21 protein-coding genes are annotated in these 24342 nt (G+C 59.9%); all 21 read right to left on the bottom strand.

The annotated features are described in order from the left end of the window. Positions 1-41 precede the first annotated feature (41 nt). Positions 42-926: a CheW domain-containing protein gene (locus LGQ10_RS10615; RefSeq protein WP_226525506.1), complete on the bottom strand. Its 885-nt coding sequence runs from the start codon at positions 924-926 to the stop codon at positions 42-44. A gap of 84 nt (positions 927-1010) precedes the next feature. Then, a complete protein-coding gene (locus LGQ10_RS10620) occupies positions 1011-1799 on the bottom strand; it encodes a ParA family protein (protein ID WP_058434098.1) in 789 nt (262 codons plus the stop codon). 50 nt (positions 1800-1849) lie between these two features. Next, complete coding sequence (gene motD, locus LGQ10_RS10625) at positions 1850-2734, bottom strand: flagellar motor protein MotD (RefSeq protein ID WP_226525507.1); 885 nt, start codon at positions 2732-2734, stop codon at positions 1850-1852. 2 nt (positions 2735-2736) lie between these two features. Continuing rightward, the gene (locus LGQ10_RS10630) at positions 2737-3477 is read right to left on the bottom strand and encodes a flagellar motor protein (RefSeq protein WP_058434100.1); all 741 of its coding nucleotides are present in this window, start codon (positions 3475-3477) and stop codon (positions 2737-2739) included. Next, positions 3477-4601, bottom strand: a complete 1125-nt coding sequence (locus tag LGQ10_RS10635; RefSeq protein ID WP_058434101.1) for a protein-glutamate methylesterase/protein-glutamine glutaminase — start codon at positions 4599-4601, stop codon at positions 3477-3479. The genes LGQ10_RS10630 and LGQ10_RS10635 overlap by 1 nt, the downstream gene beginning before the upstream one ends. 46 nt (positions 4602-4647) lie before the next feature. After that, a complete protein-coding gene (locus LGQ10_RS10640; protein WP_226525508.1) occupies positions 4648-6924 on the bottom strand; it encodes a chemotaxis protein CheA in 2277 nt (758 codons plus the stop codon). Positions 6925-6936: 12 nt separating this feature from the next. Next, complete coding sequence (locus LGQ10_RS10645) at positions 6937-7725, bottom strand: protein phosphatase CheZ (RefSeq protein WP_226525509.1); 789 nt, start codon at positions 7723-7725, stop codon at positions 6937-6939. A 30-nt stretch (positions 7726-7755) separates the two neighbouring features. Continuing rightward, positions 7756-8127, bottom strand: a complete 372-nt coding sequence (locus LGQ10_RS10650) for a chemotaxis response regulator CheY (protein WP_003183998.1) — start codon at positions 8125-8127, stop codon at positions 7756-7758. Positions 8128-8293: 166 nt separating this feature from the next. Then, positions 8294-9034, bottom strand: coding sequence for an RNA polymerase sigma factor FliA (fliA, locus tag LGQ10_RS10655; RefSeq protein WP_011060003.1), 741 nt, complete (start codon positions 9032-9034; stop codon positions 8294-8296). Then, the gene (fleN, locus tag LGQ10_RS10660; protein WP_016963180.1) at positions 9031-9861 is read right to left on the bottom strand and encodes a flagellar synthesis regulator FleN; all 831 of its coding nucleotides are present in this window, start codon (positions 9859-9861) and stop codon (positions 9031-9033) included. The genes fliA and fleN overlap by 4 nt, the downstream gene beginning before the upstream one ends. 118 nt (positions 9862-9979) lie before the next feature. Further along, the gene (gene flhF, locus LGQ10_RS10665; RefSeq protein WP_058434333.1) at positions 9980-11302 is read right to left on the bottom strand and encodes a flagellar biosynthesis protein FlhF; all 1323 of its coding nucleotides are present in this window, start codon (positions 11300-11302) and stop codon (positions 9980-9982) included. 11 nt (positions 11303-11313) lie between these two features. Further along, positions 11314-13443, bottom strand: a complete 2130-nt coding sequence (gene flhA, locus LGQ10_RS10670; protein WP_226525510.1) for a flagellar biosynthesis protein FlhA — start codon at positions 13441-13443, stop codon at positions 11314-11316. Positions 13444-13584: 141 nt separating this feature from the next. Continuing rightward, positions 13585-17106 carry a glycosyltransferase gene (locus LGQ10_RS10675; RefSeq protein ID WP_226525511.1) on the bottom strand — a complete coding sequence of 1174 codons (3522 nt, stop codon included), beginning with the start codon at positions 17104-17106 and terminating at the stop codon, positions 13585-13587. A gap of 92 nt (positions 17107-17198) precedes the next feature. Continuing rightward, positions 17199-18434: an FkbM family methyltransferase gene (locus LGQ10_RS10680; protein WP_226525512.1), complete on the bottom strand. Its 1236-nt coding sequence runs from the start codon at positions 18432-18434 to the stop codon at positions 17199-17201. A 57-nt stretch (positions 18435-18491) separates the two neighbouring features. Continuing rightward, positions 18492-19112 carry an acetyltransferase gene (locus tag LGQ10_RS10685; protein WP_226525513.1) on the bottom strand — a complete coding sequence of 207 codons (621 nt, stop codon included), beginning with the start codon at positions 19110-19112 and terminating at the stop codon, positions 18492-18494. Next, complete coding sequence (locus LGQ10_RS10690) at positions 19109-20242, bottom strand: aromatic ring-hydroxylating oxygenase subunit alpha (RefSeq protein ID WP_226525514.1); 1134 nt, start codon at positions 20240-20242, stop codon at positions 19109-19111. The genes LGQ10_RS10685 and LGQ10_RS10690 overlap by 4 nt, the downstream gene beginning before the upstream one ends. Before the next feature lie 47 nt (positions 20243-20289). Continuing rightward, on the bottom strand, positions 20290-20928 hold the full coding sequence (locus tag LGQ10_RS10695; RefSeq protein WP_226525515.1) for an acetyltransferase: 639 nt from the start codon (positions 20926-20928) through the stop codon (positions 20290-20292). An 11-nt stretch (positions 20929-20939) separates the two neighbouring features. Continuing rightward, the gene (locus LGQ10_RS10700; protein WP_226525516.1) at positions 20940-21701 is read right to left on the bottom strand and encodes an SDR family NAD(P)-dependent oxidoreductase; all 762 of its coding nucleotides are present in this window, start codon (positions 21699-21701) and stop codon (positions 20940-20942) included. 54 nt (positions 21702-21755) lie between these two features. Beyond that, the gene (locus LGQ10_RS10705) at positions 21756-22796 is read right to left on the bottom strand and encodes a ketoacyl-ACP synthase III (RefSeq protein WP_319003949.1); all 1041 of its coding nucleotides are present in this window, start codon (positions 22794-22796) and stop codon (positions 21756-21758) included. A 5-nt stretch (positions 22797-22801) separates the two neighbouring features. Then, positions 22802-23023: an acyl carrier protein gene (locus LGQ10_RS10710; RefSeq protein WP_058435148.1), complete on the bottom strand. Its 222-nt coding sequence runs from the start codon at positions 23021-23023 to the stop codon at positions 22802-22804. Positions 23024-23113: 90 nt separating this feature from the next. Further along, positions 23114-24223: a DegT/DnrJ/EryC1/StrS family aminotransferase gene (locus tag LGQ10_RS10715; RefSeq protein ID WP_058435149.1), complete on the bottom strand. Its 1110-nt coding sequence runs from the start codon at positions 24221-24223 to the stop codon at positions 23114-23116. Positions 24224-24342: the final 119 nt, after the last annotated feature.

Genomic DNA, 24342 nt, shown 5'->3' on the forward strand with positions numbered 1-24342 from the left:
TTCTGTAGGATCGCGCCCCAGTGGCGCGACCTGTTGTTGTTTCACTTCGGCTTGTGGGCCGCTTGACTGATTGCCAGCTGCTTGGCGCCACCGGTGGCGATCAACTCCGCCAGTTCGGCAACGTCGAGCAACGCGCACATGTGTTCGATCACCGTGCCGGCCAGCCACGGGCGCTGGCCACGATGACTGCGCCACTTGATTTCATTGGGGTCCAGGCGCAGTGAACGGCTGACCTGGTGCACCGCCAGCCCCCACTCGTAGCCCTGGACCGAAATAACGTATTGCAGACCCTGGCGGAAATCATCGCGGTAACGATCCGGCATCACCCAGCGGGCCGTATCCAGCACCTTCAGGTTGCCGGCCTGGCTTGGCAGGATGCCGAGGAACCATTCCGGCTGGCCGAACAACGGTGTCAGCTCCTGGCCAGCCAGGGAGTAGATGGAGCCCAGGCAGACCAGGGGCACCGCCAGGGTCAGGCCGGCGACATCGAACAACAGGCACTCGAAAGGCTCGGCCGCCCAGCTGGGACGATCATTGCCGGCAACTGGCGGCGGCGTGTTGCTAGGCGGCAGGTGCACCTCCACCAGAGGCGGCACCAGGGCCTGGAGCATCGGCACCACCGGGCTGGGCAGGGGCGCCGGCGCCTCCATTACCGGAGCAGCAGGTGCCACGCGACTGCGCTCGACCGGTACGGCCTGGTGTTGAATCTGTGCATCCCGGGCTTGCTCCTCCAGCACCGCAGCCTGGAACTCGTCCAGCACTTCGCTGGCGGCCTGCTCGATGACCGGGGCGACAGGCGGCACGGCCAGGGGCAGCGGAACGGATTCCGGCACCAGCGGCTCTTCGGTCGCATCCTGCAGCAAGGCGTCCAGGTACGACTGCAACGCCAGCTGCGGCCGGCTCTTGATATCCAGGGGACGATTCATGAGGACACCCACGCAAAAAACCCCACACAGTGGCCTGTAGGGGTTATCGGCCGGGTCGCCGGGCGACTTGAATAACGCTTCACGTCAAGCCACCTGCGCCACGACTTGTTGCGCCAGCACATGCTTGAGCAAGGCCTTGTAGGCCAGTACGCCACGGCTCTTGCCATCGAACTGCGAAGGTGTGACTCCCGCCCGGCTGGCATCGCGCAGGCGGGTGTCCACCGGGATATAGCCTTGCCAGATCTGCTCGGGGAACTTGTCGCGCAAGATTCGCAGGGTACCCAGCGATGCCTGGGTGCGACGATCGAACAGGGTCGGCACGATGGTGAACGGCAGCGGCTGCTTGCGCGAGCGGTTGACCATGGCCAGGGTATTGACCATGCGCTCCAGGCCCTTGACCGCCAGGTGCTCGGTCTGCACCGGAATCACCAGCTGCTGGCTGGCCGCCAGGGCGTTGACCATCAGCACACCCAGCAGTGGCGGGCTGTCGATCACGGCATAGTCGAAATCCTGCCACAACTGCGCCAGGCTCTTGGCGATCACCAGCCCCAGGCCGCTCTGCCCGGGGGACTGGCGCTCCAGGGTGGCCAGTGCGGTACTCGAGGGCAACAGCGAGATACGCTCGTGGCTGGTGCCCAGCAACAACTGCCCCGGCAGGTCCTCGGGCACGCTGCCCTTGTGCAAGAACAGGTCGTAGCTGCTGTGTTCCAGGCTGTCGGGGTCATAACCGAAATAGCTGGTCATGGACCCATGGGGGTCGAGGTCGACCACGACCACGCGCTTGCCCGCCTCCGCCAGCAAGCCGGCTAAAGCGATGGAACTGGTGGTTTTACCGACACCACCCTTTTGATTGGCAACAGCCCAGACTCTCATTCAGTGTGTTCCTCCCGCCCGGCCACAGCAGGGCGAGACATAGCGCTAAGTTATAAAGCAGGTGACGGAGAATTGACGGCACTCCGCTGTACCGGCGTTTTCACCGCAGTTGGTGCAGTTTGTGTGCCAGCCCGCTTGAGTGCCGCGTCCGGTGTCGCATTGGCAGTGCCGGTACCGGTCAGGCTCCGGCGCACATCCAGGTTGCGCGACACCACCAGCACCACCCGACGGTTGCGCGCCCGGCCTTCGGCAGTGGCATTGTTGGCCACCGGCTGAAATTCACCGTAGCCCACCGACGCCATGCGCGCCGGGTTCACACCCTGCATCGCCAGCATCCGCACAATGCTTGCCGAACGCGCCGAAGACAACTCCCAGTTGGTGGGATATTGCGCAGTCTGGATCGGCAGGTTGTCGGTGAAACCCTCGACGTGGATCGGGTTGTCGAACGGTTTCAGGATCTTTGCCACCTTGTCGATGATGGTGAACGCCATATCACTGGGCATGGCATCGCCGCTGCCGAACAACAGGCTGGAATTGAGCTCGATTTCCACCCACAACTCATTGCCGCGTACGGTCATCTGATCGGAACTGATCAGGTCGCCGAAGGCGGCGCTGATGTCATCGGCGATGCTCTTGAGCGGATCGCTGCCACCCGAGATACCGGCATCGGTCTGCTCGCTGTCCTTGACCAAGGGCTTGGCCGGGGTCACGGTCTTGGGCCGTTCGTCACCGATGGGAATCGGCTTCAGGGCCCGGTCGGAATCGGTGAAGACCCCGACCAGCGCTTCGGAAATGACCTTGTACTTGCCCTCGTTGATCGAGGAGATCGAGTACATGACCACAAAAAACGCGAACAACAGCGTGATGAAGTCGGCGTAGGAAACCAGCCAGCGTTCGTGGTTGACGTGTTCTTCATGCTGACGACGACGAGCCATAATCAGTCCATGAAGCCTTGCAGCTTCAACTCGATGGAACGCGGGTTCTCGCCTTCGGCGATCGACAGGATGCCCTCCAGGAGCATCTCCCGGTACCGCGACTGGCGCAAAGCGATGGATTTTAGCTTGGCCGCAACCGGCAACAGCACCAGGTTGGCACTGGCCACACCGTAGATCGTGGCAACGAAGGCCACGGCGATACCGCTACCCAGCTGGGACGGATCGGCCAGGTTGCCCATGACATGGATCAGGCCCATCACCGCACCGATGATGCCGATGGTCGGCGCGTAGCCGCCCATGCTCTCGAATACCTTGGCAGCTTCGATATCCCGGCTTTCCTGAGTGTAGAAATCCACCTCGAGGATGCTGCGGATGGCTTCCGGCTCGGCGCCGTCCACCAACAGCTGCAAGCCTTTGCGCGAATAGGTGTCCGGCTCGGCATCCGCCACGCCCTCCAGGCCCAGCAGGCCCTCCTTGCGTGCGGTCAGGCTCCAGTTGACGACCCGGTCGATTCCGCCGGCGAGGTCGACTCGCGGCGGAAACAGAATCCACGCCAGGATCTGCATGGCGCGCTTGAAGGCACTCAGCGGCGACTGCAGCAGGGCCGCGCCGATGGTGCCGCCCAGCACGATCAGCGCCGCCGGGCCGTTGGCCAGGGCCGACAGGTGACCACCTTCGAGGTAGTTGCCGCCGATGATGGCAACGAACGCCATGATGATCCCGATAAGGCTGAGGACATCCATTACAGGCACGCCTCGACCAGGTGTCGGCCGATATCGTCCAGGCTGTACACCGCGTCCGCCAGGTTGGCCTTGACGATCGCCATGGGCATGCCATAGATCACGCAGCTGGCTTCATCCTGGGCCCAGACCGCGCTGCCGCCCTGCTTGAGCAGCCGCGCGCCTTCACGGCCGTCGGCGCCCATGCCGGTGAGCACCACCGCCAGAACTTTGTCGTTGTAGGACTTGGCTGCAGAACCGAAGGTGATATCCACGCATGGCTTGTAGTTCAGCCGCTCGTCACCGGGCAGGATCTTCACCGCCCCCCGCCCGTCGATCATCATCTGCTTGCCGCCAGGGGCCAGCAGGGCCAGCCCGGGACGCAGGATGTCGCCGTCCTCGGCCTCCTTCACGCTGATCTTGCACAGCTTGTCCAGGCGCTCGGCGAAGGCCTTGGTGAAAGCCGCCGGCATGTGCTGGATCAGCACGATGGGCGCAGGGAAGTTGGCCGGCAGCTGGGTCAGCACCCGCTGCAGCGCTACCGGGCCGCCAGTGGACGTGCCAATGGCCACCAACTTGTAGGCCTTGCGCTTGGGCGCTGGCGCAGCCGGGCTCGCGGCAGGCGCCGCGGTGCGGCTGGGGACCGGAGCCGGGGCTGGCGCAGCCGGACGACTGCTGCCGAAACTGGATGCGCTCGGCGCCGGTGCGCTGCTCTGCGGTGCCGGAGTGCTGTAGCTGCTGAAGCGCCGGTTGCTGCGCGAAATGCTGTGGACCTTCTCGCACAGCAACTGCTTGACCTTCTCGGGGTTGCGCGAGATGTCTTCGAAATTCTTCGGCAGGAAATCCACTGCCCCGGCATCCAGCGCGTCGAGGGTCACCCGGGCGCCTTCATGGGTCAGGGAAGAGAACATCAGGACCGGCGTCGGGCAGCGCTGCATGATGTGCCGCACTGCAGTGATGCCATCCATCATCGGCATCTCGTAGTCCATGGTGATCACGTCCGGCTTGAGGGCCAGGGCCTGATCGATCGCCTCTTTACCATTGGTCGCGGTACCGACGACCTGGATGCTCGAATCCGCTGAAAGAATTTCCGAGACGCGGCGGCGGAAAAAACCCGAATCGTCCACCACCAGGACTTTGACTGCCATAAACACTCCGTTAGGTGGGGCGAGGCAACCGCCCCTCCCCGCCGAATCAAATACGCCGTGCGGCGTAACGCTTGAGCATGCTCGGGACATCGAGGATCAGCGCGATGCGGCCGTCACCGGTAATGGTGGCGCCGGACATGCCCGGGGTTCCCTGAAGCATTTTGCCCAAGGGCTTGATGACCACTTCTTCCTGGCCCACCAGTTGGTCGACGACGAAGCCGATCCGCTGGGTACCCACCGAAAGGATCACTACGTGGCCCTCGCGCTGCTCTTCATGAGCGGCGGAACTGACCAGCCAGCGCTTGAGGTAGAACAAGGGCAAGGCCTTGTCCCGCACGATCACCACTTCCTGGCCGTCCACCACATTGGTGCGCGACAGGTCGAGGTGGAAGATTTCGTTGACGTTGACCAGCGGGAACGCAAACGCCTGGTTGCCGAGCATGACCATCAGGGTCGGCATGATCGCCAGGGTCAGCGGCACCTTGATCACGATCTTCGAGCCCAGGCCCTTGGTCGAGTAGATGTTGATCGAGCCGTTGAGCTGGGAAATCTTGGTCTTGACCACGTCCATGCCCACGCCACGACCGGAGACATCGGAGATCTCGGTCTTGGTGGAGAAGCCCGGGGCGAAGATCAGGTTGTAGCACTCGGTATCGCTCAGGCGGTCGGCAGCGTCCTTGTCCATCACGCCGCGCTTGACGGCGATGGCTCGCAGGACATTGGGGTCCATGCCCTTGCCGTCGTCGGAAATCGACAGCAGGATGTGGTCGCCTTCCTGCTCGGCCGCCAGCACCACCTTGCCCTGCCGGGACTTGCCCGAGGCCTCGCGCTCTTCCGGCGACTCGATACCGTGGTCCACCGCGTTGCGCACCAAGTGCACCAGCGGGTCGGCCAGGGCTTCCACCAGGTTCTTGTCGAGGTCGGTTTCTTCCCCCACCAGTTCCAGGTTGATCTCTTTCTTGAGCTGCCGGGCCAGGTCGCGAACCAGGCGCGGGAAACGCCCGAAGACCTTCTTGATCGGCTGCATGCGGGTCTTCATTACCGCGGTCTGCAGGTCGGCGGTGACCACGTCGAGGTTCGACACCGCCTTGGACATGGCTTCATCGCCGCTGTTGAGACCCAGGCGCACCAGGCGGTTACGCACCAGCACCAGCTCGCCCACCATGTTCATGATTTCGTCCAGGCGCGCGGTATCCACCCGTACCGTGGTTTCCGCTTCGCTGGCCGGCTTTTCGGCCGGGGCGGCAGCTGGAGCACGGGCCGGGGCAGGCGCGGCAGCCGGCTTGGGTGCCTCGGCCTTGGCTTCTGGCTTGGCCGCAACAGGCTTGGCCACTGCGGCGCTGGCGGGAGCTGGGGCGACAGCAGGAGCCGCCACCGCCGCCGCTGGCTTGGCAGCGCCCGGGGACTCGGAGAACTTGCCCTTGCCGTGCAACTCATCGAGCAGGGACTCGAACTCATGATCGGTGATCAGGTCGCCGCCAGCGGCTAATGCTCCGGCGGCAGCACCAGAGGAGGCAGTGGCGGTGGCCACTGCCGGCTCCAGTGCGTCAACGGCAAAGTTGCCCTTGCCGTGCAACTGGTCCAGCAGGGCTTCGAATTCGTCATCGGTAATTTCATCGCTGCCAGCGGCAGCACCGCTGGCGGCGCTGGCCGCTGCAGGTGCAACGGCGTCAGGCGCGAACTGCCCCTTGCCATGCAACTGGTCCAGCAGGGACTCGAACTCGGCATCGGTGATGTCATCACTGGCCGGTTCGCCCTCACCCGCCACAGCAGCGGCAGGCGCAGCTTCGGCACCGGCCTTGGCAGCGTTCAGCGAGTCGAGCAGCAATTCGAACTCGTTGTCAGTGATATCGCCCGATGCGGCCTCGGCCTCGGGTTGCACCGCAACTTCCACCACCTCTTCCACCACGGGGGCGGGAGCCGGTTCGGCGCCGGCCGGCTCGGCCAGGCGTGCCAGGGCGGACAACAGTTCAGGTGTCGCAGGAGTGATCTCGGTGCGCTCACGGACCTGGCCGAACATGCTGTTCACCGTGTCCAATGCCTCGAGCACCACGTCCATCAGTTCCGAATCGACTCGCCTTTCACCCTTGCGCAGGATGTCGAAGACGTTCTCGGCGATGTGGCAGCACTCCACCAGCTCGTTGAGCTGGAGGAAGCCGGCGCCCCCTTTAACAGTGTGAAAACCGCGAAAAATTGCGTTGAGCAGATCCGCATCATCCGGCCGGCTTTCCAGCTCGACCAGTTGTTCGGACAGTTGCTCTAGAATCTCGCCGGCCTCAACCAGGAAATCCTGAAGGATCTCTTCATCGGCGCCGAAGCTCATTAATGGGTGCTCCTAGAATCCAAGGCTGGAAAGCAAATCGTCAACATCGTCCTGACCGGACATGACGTCTTCCCGTTTATCGGCATGAATCTGCGGACCTTCACCCTTGGCGAGATGTTTTTGCGGATCTTTTTCCGCCAGGATCGATTCGCGGTCATGTTCGATACCGGCAAAACGATCGACCTGGCTGGCCATCAAGACGAGCTTGAGCAGATTGCTTTCGACTTCCGTGACCAACTGGGTCACACGCTTGATCACCTGGCCCGTGAGGTCCTGGTAATCCTGCGCCAGCAGAATGTCGTTGAGGTGACCGGAGATGGTGCGGGTTTCCTGCTCGCTGCGAGTCAGAAAACCGTCGACCCGACGCGCCAGCTCGCGAAACTCCTCGGCTCCGACCTCGCGCCGCATGAAGCGCCCCCAGTCCACGCTCAAGGCCTGGGCTTCAGCGCTCAGGCCGTTGACCAGCGGGGTGCTGCTCTCCACCAGGTCCATGGTGCGGTTGGCCGCAGCCTCCGTCAGCCGGACCACATAGGACAGGCGCTCGGTGGCATCCGTGATCTGCGAAACTTCCTCGGCTTGCGGCATGTGCGGGTCAATCTGGAAATTGACGATCGCGCTATGCAGCTCGCGGGTAAGCTTGCCCACTTCCTGGTACAGGCCGCGGTCACGGGTCTGGTTGAGCTCATGGATCAGTTGCACGGCTTCGCCGAACCTGCCCTTCTCCAGACTCTCGACCAGTTCCAGTGCATGTTTTTTCAGGGTCGACTCAAAGTCGCCCAGTGAAGATTCGTTATGCTCCATAGCTCCCCCGTGGCGCAATGGTTACGCATCTCAACCGATGCGTTCGAAGATCTTCTCGATCTTCTCTTTCAGCGCCTGGGCCGTGAATGGTTTGACGACATAGCCGTTAACACCAGCCTGGGCAGCCTCGATGATCTGCTCGCGCTTGGCTTCGGCAGTCACCATCAGTACCGGCAGGTGCTTGAGCTTTTCATCGGCGCGCACATGGCGCAGCAGATCGATGCCGGTCATGCCTGGCATGTTCCAGTCCGTTACCAGAAAGTCGATGCTCCCGCTGTTGAGTACCGGGATGGCGGTAGTGCCATCGTCGGCCTCGACCGTGTTGGTGAAACCCAGATCACGCAACAGGTTTTTTATGATCCGCCGCATCGTTGAGAAGTCATCAACGATGAGGATTTTCATGTTCTTGTCCAATTCGACCTCCAAGCAGTCTTAAACGCGTCCAGTATCTGGGCGCGCCGTTCAATCAATCCGGCATAACACACAACGACTGCATGGAGCACATACTGCAAGACCGGCAAGGCGCCAGGCCTGACCGGTCTTGGGCGCAGTGTCCCCACACTGCCTATCAGCGCGCTCGCCACTCCCCCAAACGCCCCCGCAAGCGGGCTGCGCACTGGCTGTGTAACTGGCTGACCCGCGATTCGCTGACCCCCAGGACCTCACCGATTTCCTTGAGGTTCAGCTCTTCGTCGTAGTACAGCGCCAACACCAGTCGCTCGCGCTCCGGCAAATTGGCAATCGCATCCGCCAACGCGGCCTGGAAGCGTTCATCCTCCAGGTCCCGTGACGGCTCGAGATGAGCACTGGCGCCATCCTCGTGCAGCCCTTCATGTTCGCCGTCCTGCAACAGGTCGTCGAAACTGAACAGCCGGCTGCCCAGGGTGTCGTTCAAAATCCCGTAATAATCGTCGAGACTCAATTGAAGTTCGGCCGCAACCTCGTGATCTTTAGCGTCACGACCGGTTTTAGCTTCAATTGCGCGAATGGCATCACTGACCATGCGTGTATTACGGTGCACTGAACGCGGTGCCCAGTCGCCTTTGCGAACCTCGTCGAGCATCGCCCCGCGGATACGGATACCCGCATAGGTTTCGAAACTCGCGCCCTTGCTCGCATCGTATTTGGTCGACACTTCGAGCAATCCGATCATCCCGGCCTGAATCAGGTCTTCTACCTGAACGCTGGCCGGCAACCGCGCCAGCAGGTGATAGGCAATACGCTTGACCAGGGGCGCATAGCGCTCGATCAGTTCGTACTGGCTGTCACGCGCCGACTTCTTGTAGAGGTTGTAGCCACTGGCAGTCATAGCACCGGTCCCGCTGTTTGATGCACTAGCCGCTCGACAAAGAACTCCAGGTGCCCGCGTGGGTTCGCAGGCAGTGGCCAGGTATCGACTTTCTGCGCGATGGCCTTGAATGCCAATGCACATTTCGAACGAGGAAAGGCCTCATAGACCGCACGCTGCTTTTGCACGGCCTTGCGCACGCTTTCGTCGTAGGGAACTGCGCCGACGTATTGTAAGGCCACGTCCAGGAAGCGATCCGTGACCTTGGTCAACTTTGCAAACAGGTTGCGCCCTTCCTGGGGGCTCTGGGCCATGTTGGCCAGGACCCGGAAGCGGTTCATGCCGTAGTCGCGGTTGAGCAGCTTGATCAGCGCGTAGGCGTCGGTGATCGAGGTCGGTTCGTCGCAGACCACCAGCAGCACTTCCTGGGCCGCGCGCACGAAACTGACGACCGAATCACCAATGCCCGCAGCCGTGTCGATCACCAGTACATCGAGGTTGTCGCCAATGTCGCTGAAGGCCTGGATCAGGCCGGCATGCTGGGCGGGACTCAGGTGCACCATGCTCTGGGTGCCCGAGGCAGCCGGCACGATGCGAATGCCACCAGGCCCCTGCAGCAGCACATCGCGCAGCTCGCAGCGGCCCTCGATGACATCGGCCAGGGTACGTTTGGGGGTCAGGCCCAGCAGGACATCGACATTGGCCAATCCCAGGTCGGCGTCCAGCAGCAAGACTCGCCGGCCGAGCTCAGCCAGAGCCAGGGACAAGTTCACTGACACATTAGTCTTGCCGACGCCACCTTTGCCGCCGGTCACCGCAATCACCTGTACGGGATGCATGCTGCCCATGTTCTTTCTTTACCTTGTCTTACTTAGACGGGGCCACATAACTGGCTGCGTGTTCACCATTGGAACAATGCCTGGCAGACCATCGATGTAGATACACTGCAATCTATCCATGAGTACCTCAACCGACCCGCTTGGCCGGGTTGTGGTACAGGTCAGCGAACATATCGGCCATGGCCTCTTCGCTGGGTTCTTCCTGCATCTGCACGCTCACGGCGCGACTCACCAGCTGATGCCGGCGAGGCAGGTGCAGGTCGTCAGGAATCCGCGGCCCATCGGTCAGATAGGCAACCGGCAGTTCGTGACCGATGGCAAGGCTCAACACCTCGCCGAGGCTGGCTGTTTCATCCAGTTTAGTCAGGATGCACCCAGCCAGACCACAGCGCTTGTAGCTGTGGTAGGCAGCGGTGAGCACCTGCTTCTGGCTGGTGGTGGCCAGCACCAGGTAATTCTTCGCCCGGATCCCGCGGCCGGCCAGGCTTTCGAGCTGCATGCGCAGCGCCGGGTCACTGGCTTGCAGGCCGGCGGTATCGATCAGCACCACGCGCTTGCGCAGCAGCGGGTCCAGGGCCTGGGCCAGGGACTGGCCGGGATCGACATGGGTCACCGAGACATTGAGGATGCGCCCCAGGGTCTTGAGCTGCTCCTGAGCGCCGATACGGTAGCTGTCCATGCTCACCAGCGCGATGTTCTGAGCGCCGTACTTGAGCACGTAGCGCGCCGCCAGCTTGGCCAGGGTGGTGGTCTTGCCCATGCCGGCAGGACCGACCATGGCAATGACCCCGCCTTCTTCCAGAGGCTCGACTTCCGGCGTCAGGATCATCCGCGCCAGGTGCGCCAGGAGCATGCGCCAAGCCTGGCGCGGCTCCTGGATATCCGTGATCAGTGCCAGCAGGTCGCGAGCCAGCGGGCCGGACAGGCCAATGCGCTGCAAGCGACGCCAGAGGTTGGCCTGTTCGGGCCGGCTGCCTTGCAACTGGCTCCAGGCCAGGGAACCAAGCTGAACTTCCAGCAGCTCGCGCAAGCCATTGAGCTCGGAACGCATGGAGTCCAGGGCGCGGTTGTCGGTCGCAGGCGCAACAGGCGCCGGCGCCGGGCGTGGGCGCTCAGTCAGGGTCGGCTCGATCAGTGGCTCGGCCGCTGTCAGCGGCAGCCCGGCGAACAGCTGGCGATTGCTGATCGAGGTCGTGTCACCCTCGCCCCGCAGGCTCAGCTCGGCCTGGGCGGTGACGATCCGCGACTGGGTCTTGCGCAGCTCGTCCTCGAGTTCCATGTTCGGAACCCGCGGCGACAGAGCCGACAACTTGTAATCCAGCGCCGCCGTCAACTCGACGCCACCGGCGATCCGGCGGTTACCGATGATGGCAGCCTCGGCGCCCAACTCATCACGAACCAGTTTCATGGCCTGACGCATATCGGCGGCGAAAAAACGCTTAACTTGCATAACCCACTACCTCAGCCGTTGGGCCCTACTGTCGCAACGATGGTCACTTGCTTGTTGTCGGGAATTTCCTGGTATGCCAGCACATGCAGACCCGGGACGGCCAGACGACCGAACCGTGACAGCATGGCGCGAACCGGACCCGCTACCAACAGAATCACCGGTTGACCTTGCATCTCTTGACGCTGCGCCGCTTCGATCAGCGAACGCTGCAGCTTCTCTGCCATGCTTGGCTCGAGCAGAACGCCTTCTTCCTGGCCTTGTCCTGCCTTCTGCAAACTGCTGAGCAAAATCTGTTCCAACCTTGGCTCCAACGTGATCACAGGCAGCTCGGACTCAGTACCTACAATGCTTTGGACGATGGCGCGAGACAATCCGACGCGCACTGCGGCAACCAAAGCGGCAGTATCTTGACTCTTGGCGGCATTGTTGGCGATAGCCTCGGCAATGCTGCGGATGTCTCGTACCGGCACCTGCTCGGCCAACAGCGCCTGCAAGACCTTGAGCAACTGCGACAACGACAGCACGCCTGGCACCAGCTCCTCGGCCAGCTTGGGCGAGCTCTTGGCCAGCACTTGCATCAGTTGCTGGACTTCCTCGTGGCCGATCAGCTCGCTGGAGTGCTTGTACAGAATCTGGTTCAAGTGCGTGGCGACCACGGTACTGGCGTCCACCACGGTGTAGCCCAGGGACTGCGCCTGGGGCCGCTGGCTGATCTCGATCCACACTGCCTCCAGACCGAAAGCCGGGTCCCGGGCGGCAATCCCATTGAGCGTGCCGTAGACCTGCCCCGGGTTGATCGCCAGTTCACGGTCCGGATAGATCTCGGCCTCGGCCAGGATCACCCCCATCAGGGTCAGGCGATAGGCGCTGGGCGCCAGGTCCAGGTTGTCGCGGATGTGCACGGTGGGCATGAGGAAACCCAGGTCCTGGGAGAGCTTCTTGCGCACCCCCTTGATCCGTGCGAGCAACTGCCCACCCTGGTTGCGGTCCACCAGGGGAATCAGGCGGTAACCCACTTCCAGGCCGATCATGTCGATCGGGGTCACGTCATCCCAGCCCAGCTCCTTGGTCTCCATGGCGCGCGCCGGAGACGGCAGCAGCTCTTGCTGACGCTGGATCTCTTCCTCGGCACGGACCTTGGCCTGGTTCTGCTGACGCCAGAGCAGGTAGGCCGCACCACCGGCCACTGCCGCCAGACTGAGGAAGGAGAAGTGCGGCATGCCTGGCACCATCCCCATCACCGCCATCAGCCCCGCCGCCACCGCCAGCGCCTTGGGCGAAGCGAACATCTGCCGGTTGATCTGCTTGCCCATGTCCTCGGAGCCCGAGGCCCGGGTGACCATGATCGCCGCCGCGGTGGACAGCAGCAGCGATGGCAACTGCGCCACCAAACCGTCACCGATGGTCAGCAAGGCATAAACCTTGCCCGCATCGGCAAAGCTCATGTTGTGCTGGAAGATACCGACCGCCATGCCGCCGATCAGGTTGATGAACAGGATCAGCAGGCCGGCGATGGCATCACCACGCACGAACTTGCTGGCACCGTCCATCGAACCGTAGAACTCGGCCTCCTGGGCCACCTCGGCTCGCCGGGCCTTGGCCTGGTTCTGATCGATCAGGCCAGCGTTCAGGTCGGCATCGATAGCCATCTGCTTGCCGGGCATGGCATCGAGGGTGAAGCGCGCACTGACCTCGGAGATCCGCCCGGCGCCCTTGGTCACTACCACGAAGTTGATGATCATGAGGATCGCGAAGACCACGATACCCACGACATAGTTACCGCCGATCACCACTTCGCCGAAGGCCTGGATCACCTTGCCCGCGGCAGCGTGGCCTTCCTGGCCGTGGAGCATGACTACCCGGGTCGAAGCCACGTTGAGCGCCAGGCGCAGCAAGGTGGCCACCAGCAGGATGGTGGGGAATACCGCGAAGTCCAGCGGCCGCAGGGCATAGACGCACACCAGCAGGACCACGATCGACAGGGCGATGTTGAAGGTGAAGAACACATCCAGCAGGAACGCTGGCACCGGCAGCATCATCATGGCCAGCATGACCAACAACAGCACCGGTACACCCAGGTTGCCCCGACCGAGGTCGACCAGGTTACTGCGAGCCGTGTTGATTAACTGAGAGCGATCCACCGATTTACCCCGTTCCGTAAAGCAAACTTTTGACGCCTGAAGCGGCACAGGGCGGCTACTGCAAAAAGCTCTCCAACTTTTAACGAAATGGAATAGACCCGGGACTTTCAGTCAACAAATGCAAAACGGCAAGCATACGGCTCAGTCTGGCAGCCAGATGTTGCGCCAAGCCAGCAAGGCCTCCTGGTCGAGCATCCAATCTCGCCGAACCGCCTCACGCAACGCATCCCCTGCACGGGCACTGGCTTGCGGATCGGCCAGATGCATGCGAATCGCTTCCATCCAGCTCTCGAAGCGATCAGAGACCCGGGTTACGGGCAAGTCATTGCGAAAGCCCGCCAGATCGCTGCAAACCACTGGAAAACCGCAAGCGCCATATTCCAGCAAGCGCAGGTTGCTCTTGCACTCATTGAGCAAGGTCCGCTGCAACGGCGCCACCGCCAGATCCAGGTTCAGGCGGGCCAGGGCAGCCGGATACAGGCTGATCTCGACGCCGCGATGCACTTCCTTGACATAGGGACGCAATGCCTCGGGACAAGCCCCCATGAATATCCAATCGACCTCGGTTGCCAAGGCCTTCACCACGTCACTGATCACTTCCAGATTGGCAAACTGCCACTCGGCTCCCGCCCATCCCACGCGCGGCTTCTCACCCACACGCCGGTGACTGCGAGGCAAGGCGCTGCCCCAGCTCAGCGGATCCAGGCGACTGTGGATTACCCGGGTGTCAGGATGCAGCCCCTGCAGGGCCTCGGCCAGCCTGTCGGTGGAGACCACCAGCCGGTCGACACAGCCCATTGCCTGACGCAGGTAGTAGGCAATATCCTCGCCCCCCCTTCCATGCCCGGCCTCTCCAAGCGCCAGGCTTGGCAGGTGATCATTCACCTCGAAGACCTTGAAGCTTCGAGAAAAATCCCGCGCCCGCCGCATCGCCTGCAGCGACGCGTCACCGAGATGACGCTGGAAAATGATCGAATCAGGCGTGATCCGTTCCAATTCCGGCGCAGACAGCAGCGCCATGGAAGCCAATCCGTCAATCAGGCCGGCGGCGTTCAGCCCTGCCATCGGCTGCAGGGTTCGATAATGCCCACTGGCATAACGATCGGACGGATGGACCAGCACCACCGGCAACGGACGCCAGATCAGTGGCCGCCAACATAACGACGATTCAGCCAGTTGGAAGCCCTTTGGCTGTTCCAGAGAGAAATTCAGGTTGTAGGCAGGGTCCCGCGCCAGCACCGAAAGCCAGCGCCGAGACAGGGCATCTTCGTCAGCCGGTGTCAGGTTCTCGACGGTAGAGTCCCGCATCACCATCGCCCGTGGAGTCCAGACCGTCAGATAGCCGTGCCCGGCCAAGCGCAGGCACAGATCGATATCCGCACCCGCCCCGGAAAACTGTCCTGCATCCAGGCCGCCGACACCGTCGAACAGGGCTTTGCGCACCATCATGCAAGCACCTGCGACCGCGCTGCAGTCACGATCGACCACCAGGCTGCCCATGTAGCCGGGCGAGTCGGCGCCCTGCTGGACAAATGCCGCTGCCCCCGCCCCCGGCAAGCCGAGGATCAGCCCGCCGTGGGTCACCTCCCCCTCGCCGGACAGCAGTTTGGCCCCGACTACCGCCACCTCCTGGCGTTGCGCATGGTTGAGCAAGGCGTCGATCCAACCTCCCTCGAATATGACCGCTTGCGCATCCAGAAACAGCAGGTACTCACCCGAAGCCTGTTGCGCCCCGAGATTGGTGGCCATGGAGCGATCCATCCGGTAAGGCAGATGGCAGACACGAACTCGCTCGGCGGCCATCTCCCCGATCGCCTGCAACCACTGCCGGGCTTGCGGTGACTGGCAAGCGTTATCCACGATCAGCAGTTCATAGAAGGGATAGCGGGAATGCTCGAGGATGCTGAAGATGCATCGCTGCAGCGCATCCAGGTCATCGTCGGCCAGCACCAGGATCGACACCAACGGGCGCGACTGATGCCCGTAGTCGATCAGGTAATGACCTGCCAGGGATGATTCGATATGCGCCCCGGCATATCCGCGCTGCATCAGATGCTCGACCAGGGCCCGGCGCTCATCGGCGTTGTCATGCAGGTGTACGGGCGCACAACTCAGCAGCAACTCGGGAATATGACCAAAACCGTCCGCGCCCCCCTGATTGATCAACCGCAGGATCAGCTCGAACTCCAGGGCTTGCCCATAGGCCCCATCAAAACCACCTGCCTGCACCAGTACCTGACGCCTGAAGATCCAATGTCGGGCCATCACGCCTGGGCAACTCAGCAGAAAATCCAGATTGAAATCAGGACGCAGCATTACCCCTGTTTCACCCTTGCCGTCCCGCTGCAGGCCATCACAAAAAACCGCCCGGCAATCGGGGTTGGGCAATAGCTCCAGGCTGGCAACCAGCAGCCCGCCCGGCGTGAACTCGTCACCGGCGTCAACCAGCAGGCACCATTCACTGGCTCCCTCTGCCAGCAGCCGATTGATCTGGCCGGTGTAATCGCTCTCCAGAGGAGCGAATTGCAGTGCCATGTCATGAGCAGAAAGATCGATCACCTGGGGCGCAATCACCAGCACCTGCAGCCGAAGAAGGGCCTGATGCTGCGCGGACAAGCTGCGCAGGGTACGCGCCAGGGCCTCGGAGTCACCCAGACGATCCAGGACGACGATCGCAAAAGACGGACACCCCGCACCGGAGCGCAGATACTCGTCGATCAAGCGCAATTGAGCGGGGCTGGGTACACGCTGACCAATCCAGTTGGCGATCTGCCGATCAGCGACCCCCTTGGCATGGCTCTGGCGCAATGCCGCCAGGATATCCAGCCTCTCGAAACCGCCAGTGTCATGCAGGGCACGGACACCGACCAGCTGATTATCGGGCCGCCCCAGATGCCACCCCAGCTCTCGCAGGGTGCGCTTGAAGTCTGCATGCCCCTGATTGCCGATGCCCGGCTTGTCGCGCCCCTGCTGACTTCCCTGATCCAGGGACACACGAAAATCGGCCAGTGGCGCCTTGAGCATCGCCAGGTCGCCCCTCTGCAGCAGCTTCACATACATCGCCAGGTCGCCAACCCAATAAATGAGGCAACCATTGAGCGACATCAGGTCGTCCCCCAGCGCCAGCAAGTCCTCACGGCGGCACAATACGCAACTGGGCTCACCGATGAAGTTGAGACTGTGGTCCGCCAGCAGACTGGTCAGCTCCCGACCATCGATCACCACATCGGTGGCAAACGGCAACGACGTGGCCAGGGCATCCGGCAATGGCTGCCCGGCGGAGTCGATCAGGCGCCGGCGTGAAGAAGCGATGGAGATGGAGGGATCGGCCTCCATGGCCGCAACCAGTTCGGCAACACATTCAGGATGCAGCACATCATCGTCATGCAGGAACTTGATGTATTTACCACGGGCAACTTTTATACATTCGATGGCGTTGAAGAGTTCGCCACGCTGCTGCTCGTTGAACTCATATCGGATGAGCACGGAAGAAGATTGCTGAAAACGAACCACACACTCACGAATGACATCGGTGCGCGAATCATCGCAGATCACCACCTCCAGGCATTCGTAACTTTGCGCACAAGCACTAGCCAGTGCTACTTCGAAGTACTCCGCCTTGTAGGCCGGGATGACCACACTGACCAGTGGTTGTTCGCTCATGTGAATCTCTTTTCCTGTTTATCCCGATAACTTGCCTCGACGCCCTCGCGCGCGCCCCCGAGCCCCTCGACCCGGTCCGCGCAAGCACAGGCTCAATAGAAGTACAGGCAAGTATCCCAGCGCTCTTCGGTGTGATGCCGAAGCCCGATCTTGTAATCTGCGCGCAGGCTTTCCACATAGCGCGTGATTTCAAGCAGGTCGCTGGCCCGGTGATAAGCTGAAATAGCCAGCTTGGGACGTCCTTGGCTGATGTGGCCGCAAGCCCCTTGCAACGCCTGCAACTCCGCCCCCTCGATGTCCATCTTGATCAGCGTCGGGCTGTCATCCAGGATCGCATCCAGCCGACGGACCTGCACATTCCGGCAGATCGCCTGATCGGTAGCCGACGCCAGAAGATGGCCGCCATGCCCGCCCTCATGCAAGAACGGCATCTGTCCGTCTTCATTGCTCACCGCACAACCCAACAGCTCGATCACCCCTGACTGAGGTAGCGCAAGAGCATCGCTGTATCCCTGGATAAATGACCGGATAGTGGCTTGATTGACCTCATCGGGCTCGATCATCCAGATCTTCTGAAAACGGCCATCAGTCGCGTCGAGAAAGGCCTTGGCGGACTCTGCAATCGAAGCTCCGCAGTCGGCGAATCGCTCGTTTTGACCTGGCAGCCACAAGCCGGAGCGGAAATACAGGGTCAGGTAGGGTTTGGCTGCATTGAGAATCCACTCGGGATCGCAAGTCAGATGCCCGAGCAAGACGCTGAACAGGGTAAAACGCGAGTAGTCATCATCAAGACGCTTGCCGAGAGCGAAAAACTCCTCAGCGTGAGCAACGATGTATCCACCCCAGTCATCAATGCGGTGGTCGCTTGCAGGGCCACTGACGAACAATCGCAGAGCCTGCTCGAAATTGAGCATGGGAATGGCATTTCGCAGCGTCAGGCTCTTGAAATAGCGCCGGGAATAATCGTATCGGCAACCGTTGATACTGATCAACGGAGTGTCATGGGCCAACTTGAGAAAGGCATCCGAACTGATCACCGGAACGCCATGAAAACTCTCCATCTTGCCGACCTTGAAATCATCGACCACTGCGACGATCTGCGCCTTGCCGGCAGCCTCATTGATGAACAGCTGAGAAAACTGAGTCGTGCCCAACAGCACGACCTTTGTATCAGACCCACTTGCGTCGTAGACATGACAAGCTTCGGGCGAGAGGCAAAAGCGCGGATCCTGTTGGTACGCAGCAACCGCCAGTTGAAAAATGGCGACTAGATTCTCATAGCTACCAGCAACTTCCAGCCTTTTAATACCAGCGTAACTAGTTGGCATATCAACTCCAAAACTGCCTGCCCCAATGCATGGGCAAATCAGTGAAATAATAAAATCTCAGTTTTTCAAGATCCTGGCGCCGTCAGGCATCAGAACATCATAAAAAGACTTGTCGGGAAGAACTTCCGGCAACTTCCCACCCAACAACCATTCGCAGTGGCGACCAACCTTGGTACCTGCCATGGCAAAGCTGCCACTGGAAAGCGTGGAACCCCTGCCGATTTCAACGCCGCGCCCCAGGATCACACCCGCTTGCAAGGTCACACAGGCCCCCAACTGCACCGAGCAATCGAGGGTGACCTGACGATCAAGCCAGGAACCCAATCCCAGCACTGTGTCAGCAGCCAGGTTGCAGCCCGCGCCAACATAGACATTGCCTTGCAGAACTGCGCTTGGCTCAACAATGGAACGAGGAGAAACAAGATTGAACAGGCGATACCCTGCCAGACGAACCTGGGCAATGAGCTTGTGTCGAGAGTAGTTGACAGCGCGCTCATCCAGCGCCACAAACACTTCGGAGTCTTGCGCCGAATACTCGCCAATAAACTCATCCAGCTGAAAGTTGTAACGATCAGCCGACAGCAAGCGGTGCTGCGCATGGGGCAGATCCAGCTCGGTGGCCATCTGGCAGGCGTGTTCGAAGGCCCAGCCTTCCCCCAGCACTATGTGGCGAGTCATGGGCGCTCTCCCAGGACATGCTTTCTGTACCAGAGATGCTGCTGGACGATATGAGCTTCATATTCGCCATGCATGAAGCGCCGAGAGTGCTCACCGAACCCGCCCTGCAAGCGTTCGAGAACCAGCGTGTCCTCGGCTATGACCTTGCGCTCACCACGGATCAGCGTTGCCAGCAAGGCAGTAAAGTCGGTGCTTGCCTCCTTGCGTGTGGCGGTCATCATCCACAGGTGATAATCAGTGACTCCGGGAGACACGGGATCGTACTGCTGAAGCAGGAAGTGATCGCCCTTGACACTGCAGAAGTTGACATTGGGGTAGATGAACCAGTTGTAGTAGGCATGCTCATTGCCATATTTTTCGCACAAGGAAGCGAACCAGTTCTCGTAGGGCTTGATCAGGGCCTTGGTGCTGTAGCTCAGTGAATCAAGTTCAGGAGATTCAGCAGCGTCGATCAGCCTGATGACTTCCGAATCCCCTTCATCGCCAACTACAGAGATCTCCTTGACCATCTGAGTCATGGCCGGCATGAAGGTTTGCGGATGAATAAAAGGAACGTGGTTATAGTCCTTCACGTTCTCCATATTCAACTTCCAGTTATACCGGACCTGATGACAACTGTAGATAATCTGCGAATCCAGATGGGCGGAGACATCTTTCAGCTGCTGGATGAATTCATCAGTAAATTGCCTGTTCAGAGCAAGGGGAGCCTCCGAAAAATTGACGAACAACAACTGGCCGACTTCCTCCAGATGAAGTTTTTTCAGGCAGATCTTTTCTCGCTCCATGGCACTGAACTGGTATAGCCCGTGGTTGGGTATGCCGCGCAACTCGCCCTCGGCACCAAACGACCAGGCGTGATAAGGGCAAACCATCGGACGTTTTCCGGCATTTTCGGTCTGGATCGGCGACAACCGATGTGGGCATTCATTGATAAAGGCCCGAATACCGGCTTCCGTCCTCTGGACAAGAATCGGCACCCCCGCCACCTTGCGAGTGAAGAACTGATTGCGCTCGCGCACCATCGACGTGAACCCGACAAATGTCCACAACGCGCCAAACAAGTTGGCACGTTCGCGAGACAGGGTTTCCGGGGAGGTGTAATGACTTGCATCCAAAGCATGACGCGACATAAACGTATCCAAAAAAATGACCGAGCAGCGAAAGGGCTGCCCAGGCTTCAACCCTGCTTGGTGAAAATGACTCGCGCAGGGTTGCCCACCACCGTCGCACCGGCAGGAACATCCTTGAAAACCACCGCTCCCATGCCGATCACCGCCCCATCACCCACCGTGACTCCACGGGACAGCATCGCACCGGAGTTGATCACGGCACCGTTACCCACCTTGACGTAGCCGGCCAGCAGGCAACGGGGCCCGATATGCACATAATCGCCAATCACTACGTCGTGGCCGATCATGCTGTCCTGATCGATAAAGCAGTAATTACCGATCTGACTATCAACGCCGCAACTTACGTCATATCCGAAAAACGTTGCTCCCCAAGTGGATCTAACCCCCAAAAGACTGGGTCTTCCAAAGTCGACAAACTTCGCGCCCTTGCCGAGAAGCAGTTGCACCTGCTTTTCTCTGCTTTCAGGATCTCCGATCGCAACAATAAAAAAATCGTCGGACTGTGGCTGATAGTGCTCGGGATATCCTAGCCAAGGGCAATTAAGAACATCAGATACAGCCTCGGGTCCTCGCTCATCCAGAAAACCAGCGATAACCCAATCGACTCCGCAAGCGGTATCGGCTTCCACTCGAGCCAATACCTGACGACCGAGCCCGCCAGCTCCCAATATGATCATTTGCCTCATACTGCCCCTCCCTAAAGGGTCAACCCTCCATCCATGATCAGCGTCGAACCGGTTATCCATCGACTTGCATCGGAAATCATGAAAATCACCGCGCTGGCTACGTCTTCCGGCATCCCGAAACCCAAAAGCTGCCCCTGACCCAGTGAGTCCATGGAAATCATCTTGTCAGCGTTTGCCACTAGCGGCGTATGCACCAAGGCTGGCGAGAGACAGTTGACTCGAATTCGATGTTTGGCTACTTCCGTTGCAAGACAACGAGCCATGGCAATCAATGCTGCCTTAGTGCCAGAGTAGCCACCCACACCTGCCGTCCCAATATGCGCAGCAATGGACGCAATGAAAACAATTGCTCCATCAGCAGCAACCAGGTTTCGTCTTAATATTCCCTGAGTAAGCAACATAGGGGCCTCGACGTTGGTTCGGTGCAATAGCTGAAGGTGCTCCTCACTCATCATGCGCGTTGGAGCTAATCTTGAGATTCCAGCTCCATTTACCAATGCATGTATCTTCGAATCGATGGCGGCGACTAAAGCATCTCGCTCAGCTGCGACAGTCAGATCCGCTGTAACCATTTGATGCCGCAAGCCAGAAATCCCTTGCAACTCTTCAAAGGTCTTGGCTAAACGCTCTTTATCACGTCCAGTGACAATAACTTCGGCGCCCATTCGCGCACAATTTAATGCCGTCGTAAGCCCAATCCCAGAACTCGCCCCTGTAACCAGAACCCGCTTGCCCTTGAGGCTGAATGGATTAAAGCTGTTGTCAGCATTCACTGTGCTGCCCTCCGAAGAAAATATGCGTGTGTTGGGAGGTCCCTCCCAACCCCATCAGGACTCGATCAAGTCGGGAAACTTCGCGCCCTGGATATCCACCAGGCAAGTTCCCCAGGACAAGCCAATGCCAAATCCGGACAGCAGCACACGCTTGTTTCCTTCCTCAAGCTGCTTGTTGATTCGTGCGGTCATGGTGACCGGCAACGAAGCACCGCTGGTATTACCAAAATCACGCAGGGTCGAAGGTACTTTCTCGACCGGAAGCGCCAACTTCTTACGGATGGTTTCGTTGATCATCCGGTTGGCCTGGTGAAAGATGAAGTAGTCGACTTCGTCTTTCGAAGCATTGGCATATTCCAGCAACTTCTCTACCGCCGGCGGAACCCGCTGGGTGGAGAAACTCAGCACCGCAGTGCCGTCCAGCTGGAGATCGATCGCCCGATGCCAGTGATCGTTCTCATCTTCCCGGAATGGCACCAGGTGCTGGATACCCACCGGCTCGCGATGACCGCCAACAGGCAGGATGATCGCCTTGTGGCCACTGCCATCGCTGTTCAGGTCGAAGTACATGGGCGGAGCATCGGCGCAGTACTCCATTGCCGTTGCCGTACCCGCATCGGAAAAGATCGGGTCATCCAGCCGCGCACCGCTATCCCCCACCAGCACCAGACCCTTCTTGATTCCACCGGCATTGATGAGCGAGCCCAGCAGGTGCAGGCCGAACGGATAACCGGAACAACCCAGGTTGACGTCAAAAGCCAAGGTCGTATGGGGCAGCCCCAAGCGGTCCTGAAGAATGATGGCCGTGGCCGGGGCCAGGTAATCGGGAGACTGGGTCACCACGATCAGGGCATCGATCTCCTCGCGCTTCCACTCCAGGCTGTCAATCAGCCCGGTGGCGGCATCGAAGGCCAGATCGGAAAAACATTGCCACTCCGGCGTGAGTCTGCGTAATTCGATACCGATATTGCGTACCAGCCTCTCGCGCTCTGGACGAATTTGCGGCTTGCAATCGGTGAGATTGGAAACAACTCGTTTGGGAACGCAAGTTGCCATACCGGCAAAGCGCACAGAATTCAGCGTTACGAGTGGCATGAGGCTTACCCTACCAAGTTATAAAGATCACCAACGGTCACGGCCTTCTCCAGGTCGTCGCCGGTAATCACTTTCTTGTATTCCATATCGAACATGACAATCACGCCCAGGGCAGCGAGCGAATCCCATTCAGGCAAGTTCCGCAGCTCGGTTGCCAGGGTGACTTCAACCGGCTCCTGGAAATCGGTGGCAGACAGAAAGTTCTCGATAAACGCTTCTTGGCTCATAACAACCTCTTGATGATTAAACTTGCGGTGCAATCACCGCAAAAGACTCGCCCTCTTGGCGAAGATATTTCTCCAATGTTCTTTTGTTACTCAGCTACCTGTGCGTATCACCGCAACGATGCGCTGAAGGTCCTCGACTTCCAGCCCCGGATACATGGGCAGACAGATGACTCTTTCAGCCACGGCCTCGGCATTGGGCAGTGGGTGGCGGTGAAGTCCTTCCATGCCCTCGTAGACTGCCATCTGCGTGATCAACGGATAAAAATAACGCCGAGCGAATATGTTGTGCTCCTGCAGCAATGCATAGAGCTCATCGCGGCTCAATCCGTATTCCGGCTCGATGGCGATAGGGAAATAGGCATAGTTCGGCACGAGGGCCGCCGGGATGGGTTCCAGGCTGATGCCACGGATACCCCGCAACTGCGAACGATAGAAGGTGTCGATAGAGCGACGCTGCTCCAAGGCACTGGCGATATGCTGCAACTGCACCAGCCCGAAGGCGGCATTGACTTCACTCATCTTGCCGTTGATGCCACAGGTCACCACGGTGACTTCATCGACAAAACCAAAATTTCGCAATTGGTCGATATGCAACTTGGTCTCGGCATCCGGACTGATGATTGCTCCGCCCTCAAAGGTATTGAACACCTTGGTAGCATGCAGGCTCAGGACACTCAGGTCTCCATGGCGCAAGATACTGCCGCCTGCATCTTCGACCCCGAACGCATGCGCTCCATCAAAAATCACTTTTAACCCGTGCTTATCGGCAATGGCCTGGATGGCCTCGGCGTCGCAGGGATTGCCATAACAATGCACCGGCAGGATGGCCGTGGTCTGGGGCGTGATTGCCTGCTCGATCTTGCTGACATCAATGTTGTAGGTTCGTGGATCGATATCGACGAATACCGGCGTCAGGCGATTCCAGACCAGCGCATGGGCTGTCGCGACAAAAGAATAAGGCGTGGTAATTACTTCACCCTTCACATGCAATGCCTGCAGGGCGGTAATCAGAGCCAGGGTACCGTTGGCGAACAACGACAGATGCCCGACCCCCAGGTAGCGAGCCAATGCCTGCTCCAATTCCTGATGAAAAGGGCCACAGTTGGTCAGTCGCTTGTTGTTCCAGATCTGCTCCAGGTAAGGAATAAACTCCTCTAGAGGCGGCAGCAGCGGACTGGTGACAGTAATTATTTTTTCCATGGCCTATCAGCTCTGAGCAGCTCGAACATCCCGAAGAACAAAGTCAATCCAACTGCTGGCTGCAGATTGAATCTGCTCAGTCAAAAAATTAACCCTTTCCAAACTCTGCAGGGGGCCAA

The sequence above is a fragment of the Pseudomonas sp. L5B5 genome (assembly GCF_020520285.1).
GTDB lineage: Bacteria > Pseudomonadota > Gammaproteobacteria > Pseudomonadales > Pseudomonadaceae > Aquipseudomonas.

Bases quoted from the DNA above. Each gene is read 5' to 3' on its own strand.
- LGQ10_RS10615 (WP_226525506.1), bottom strand. From the start codon at position 926: ATGAATCGTCCCCTGGATATCAAGAGCCGGCCGCAGCTGGCGTTGCAG.
- LGQ10_RS10620 (WP_058434098.1), bottom strand. From the start codon at position 1,799: ATGAGAGTCTGGGCTGTTGCCAATCAAAAGGGTGGTGTCGGTAAAACC.
- motD (WP_226525507.1), bottom strand. From the start codon at position 2,734: ATGGCTCGTCGTCGTCAGCATGAAGAACACGTCAACCACGAACGCTGG.
- LGQ10_RS10630 (WP_058434100.1), bottom strand. From the start codon at position 3,477: ATGGATGTCCTCAGCCTTATCGGGATCATCATGGCGTTCGTTGCCATC.
- LGQ10_RS10635 (WP_058434101.1), bottom strand. From the start codon at position 4,601: ATGGCAGTCAAAGTCCTGGTGGTGGACGATTCGGGTTTTTTCCGCCGC.
- LGQ10_RS10640 (WP_226525508.1), bottom strand. From the start codon at position 6,924: ATGAGCTTCGGCGCCGATGAAGAGATCCTTCAGGATTTCCTGGTTGAG.
- LGQ10_RS10645 (WP_226525509.1), bottom strand. From the start codon at position 7,725: ATGGAGCATAACGAATCTTCACTGGGCGACTTTGAGTCGACCCTGAAA.
- LGQ10_RS10650 (WP_003183998.1), bottom strand. From the start codon at position 8,127: ATGAAAATCCTCATCGTTGATGACTTCTCAACGATGCGGCGGATCATA.
- fliA (WP_011060003.1), bottom strand. From the start codon at position 9,034: ATGACTGCCAGTGGCTACAACCTCTACAAGAAGTCGGCGCGTGACAGC.
- fleN (WP_016963180.1), bottom strand. From the start codon at position 9,861: ATGGGCAGCATGCATCCCGTACAGGTGATTGCGGTGACCGGCGGCAAA.
- flhF (WP_058434333.1), bottom strand. From the start codon at position 11,302: ATGCAAGTTAAGCGTTTTTTCGCCGCCGATATGCGTCAGGCCATGAAA.
- LGQ10_RS10675 (WP_226525511.1), bottom strand. From the start codon at position 17,106: ATGAGCGAACAACCACTGGTCAGTGTGGTCATCCCGGCCTACAAGGCG.
- LGQ10_RS10680 (WP_226525512.1), bottom strand. From the start codon at position 18,434: ATGCCAACTAGTTACGCTGGTATTAAAAGGCTGGAAGTTGCTGGTAGC.
- LGQ10_RS10685 (WP_226525513.1), bottom strand. From the start codon at position 19,112: ATGACTCGCCACATAGTGCTGGGGGAAGGCTGGGCCTTCGAACACGCC.
- LGQ10_RS10690 (WP_226525514.1), bottom strand. From the start codon at position 20,242: ATGTCGCGTCATGCTTTGGATGCAAGTCATTACACCTCCCCGGAAACC.
- LGQ10_RS10695 (WP_226525515.1), bottom strand. From the start codon at position 20,928: ATGAGGCAAATGATCATATTGGGAGCTGGCGGGCTCGGTCGTCAGGTA.
- LGQ10_RS10705 (WP_319003949.1), bottom strand. From the start codon at position 22,796: ATGCCACTCGTAACGCTGAATTCTGTGCGCTTTGCCGGTATGGCAACT.
- LGQ10_RS10710 (WP_058435148.1), bottom strand. From the start codon at position 23,023: ATGAGCCAAGAAGCGTTTATCGAGAACTTTCTGTCTGCCACCGATTTC.
- LGQ10_RS10715 (WP_058435149.1), bottom strand. From the start codon at position 24,223: ATGGAAAAAATAATTACTGTCACCAGTCCGCTGCTGCCGCCTCTAGAG.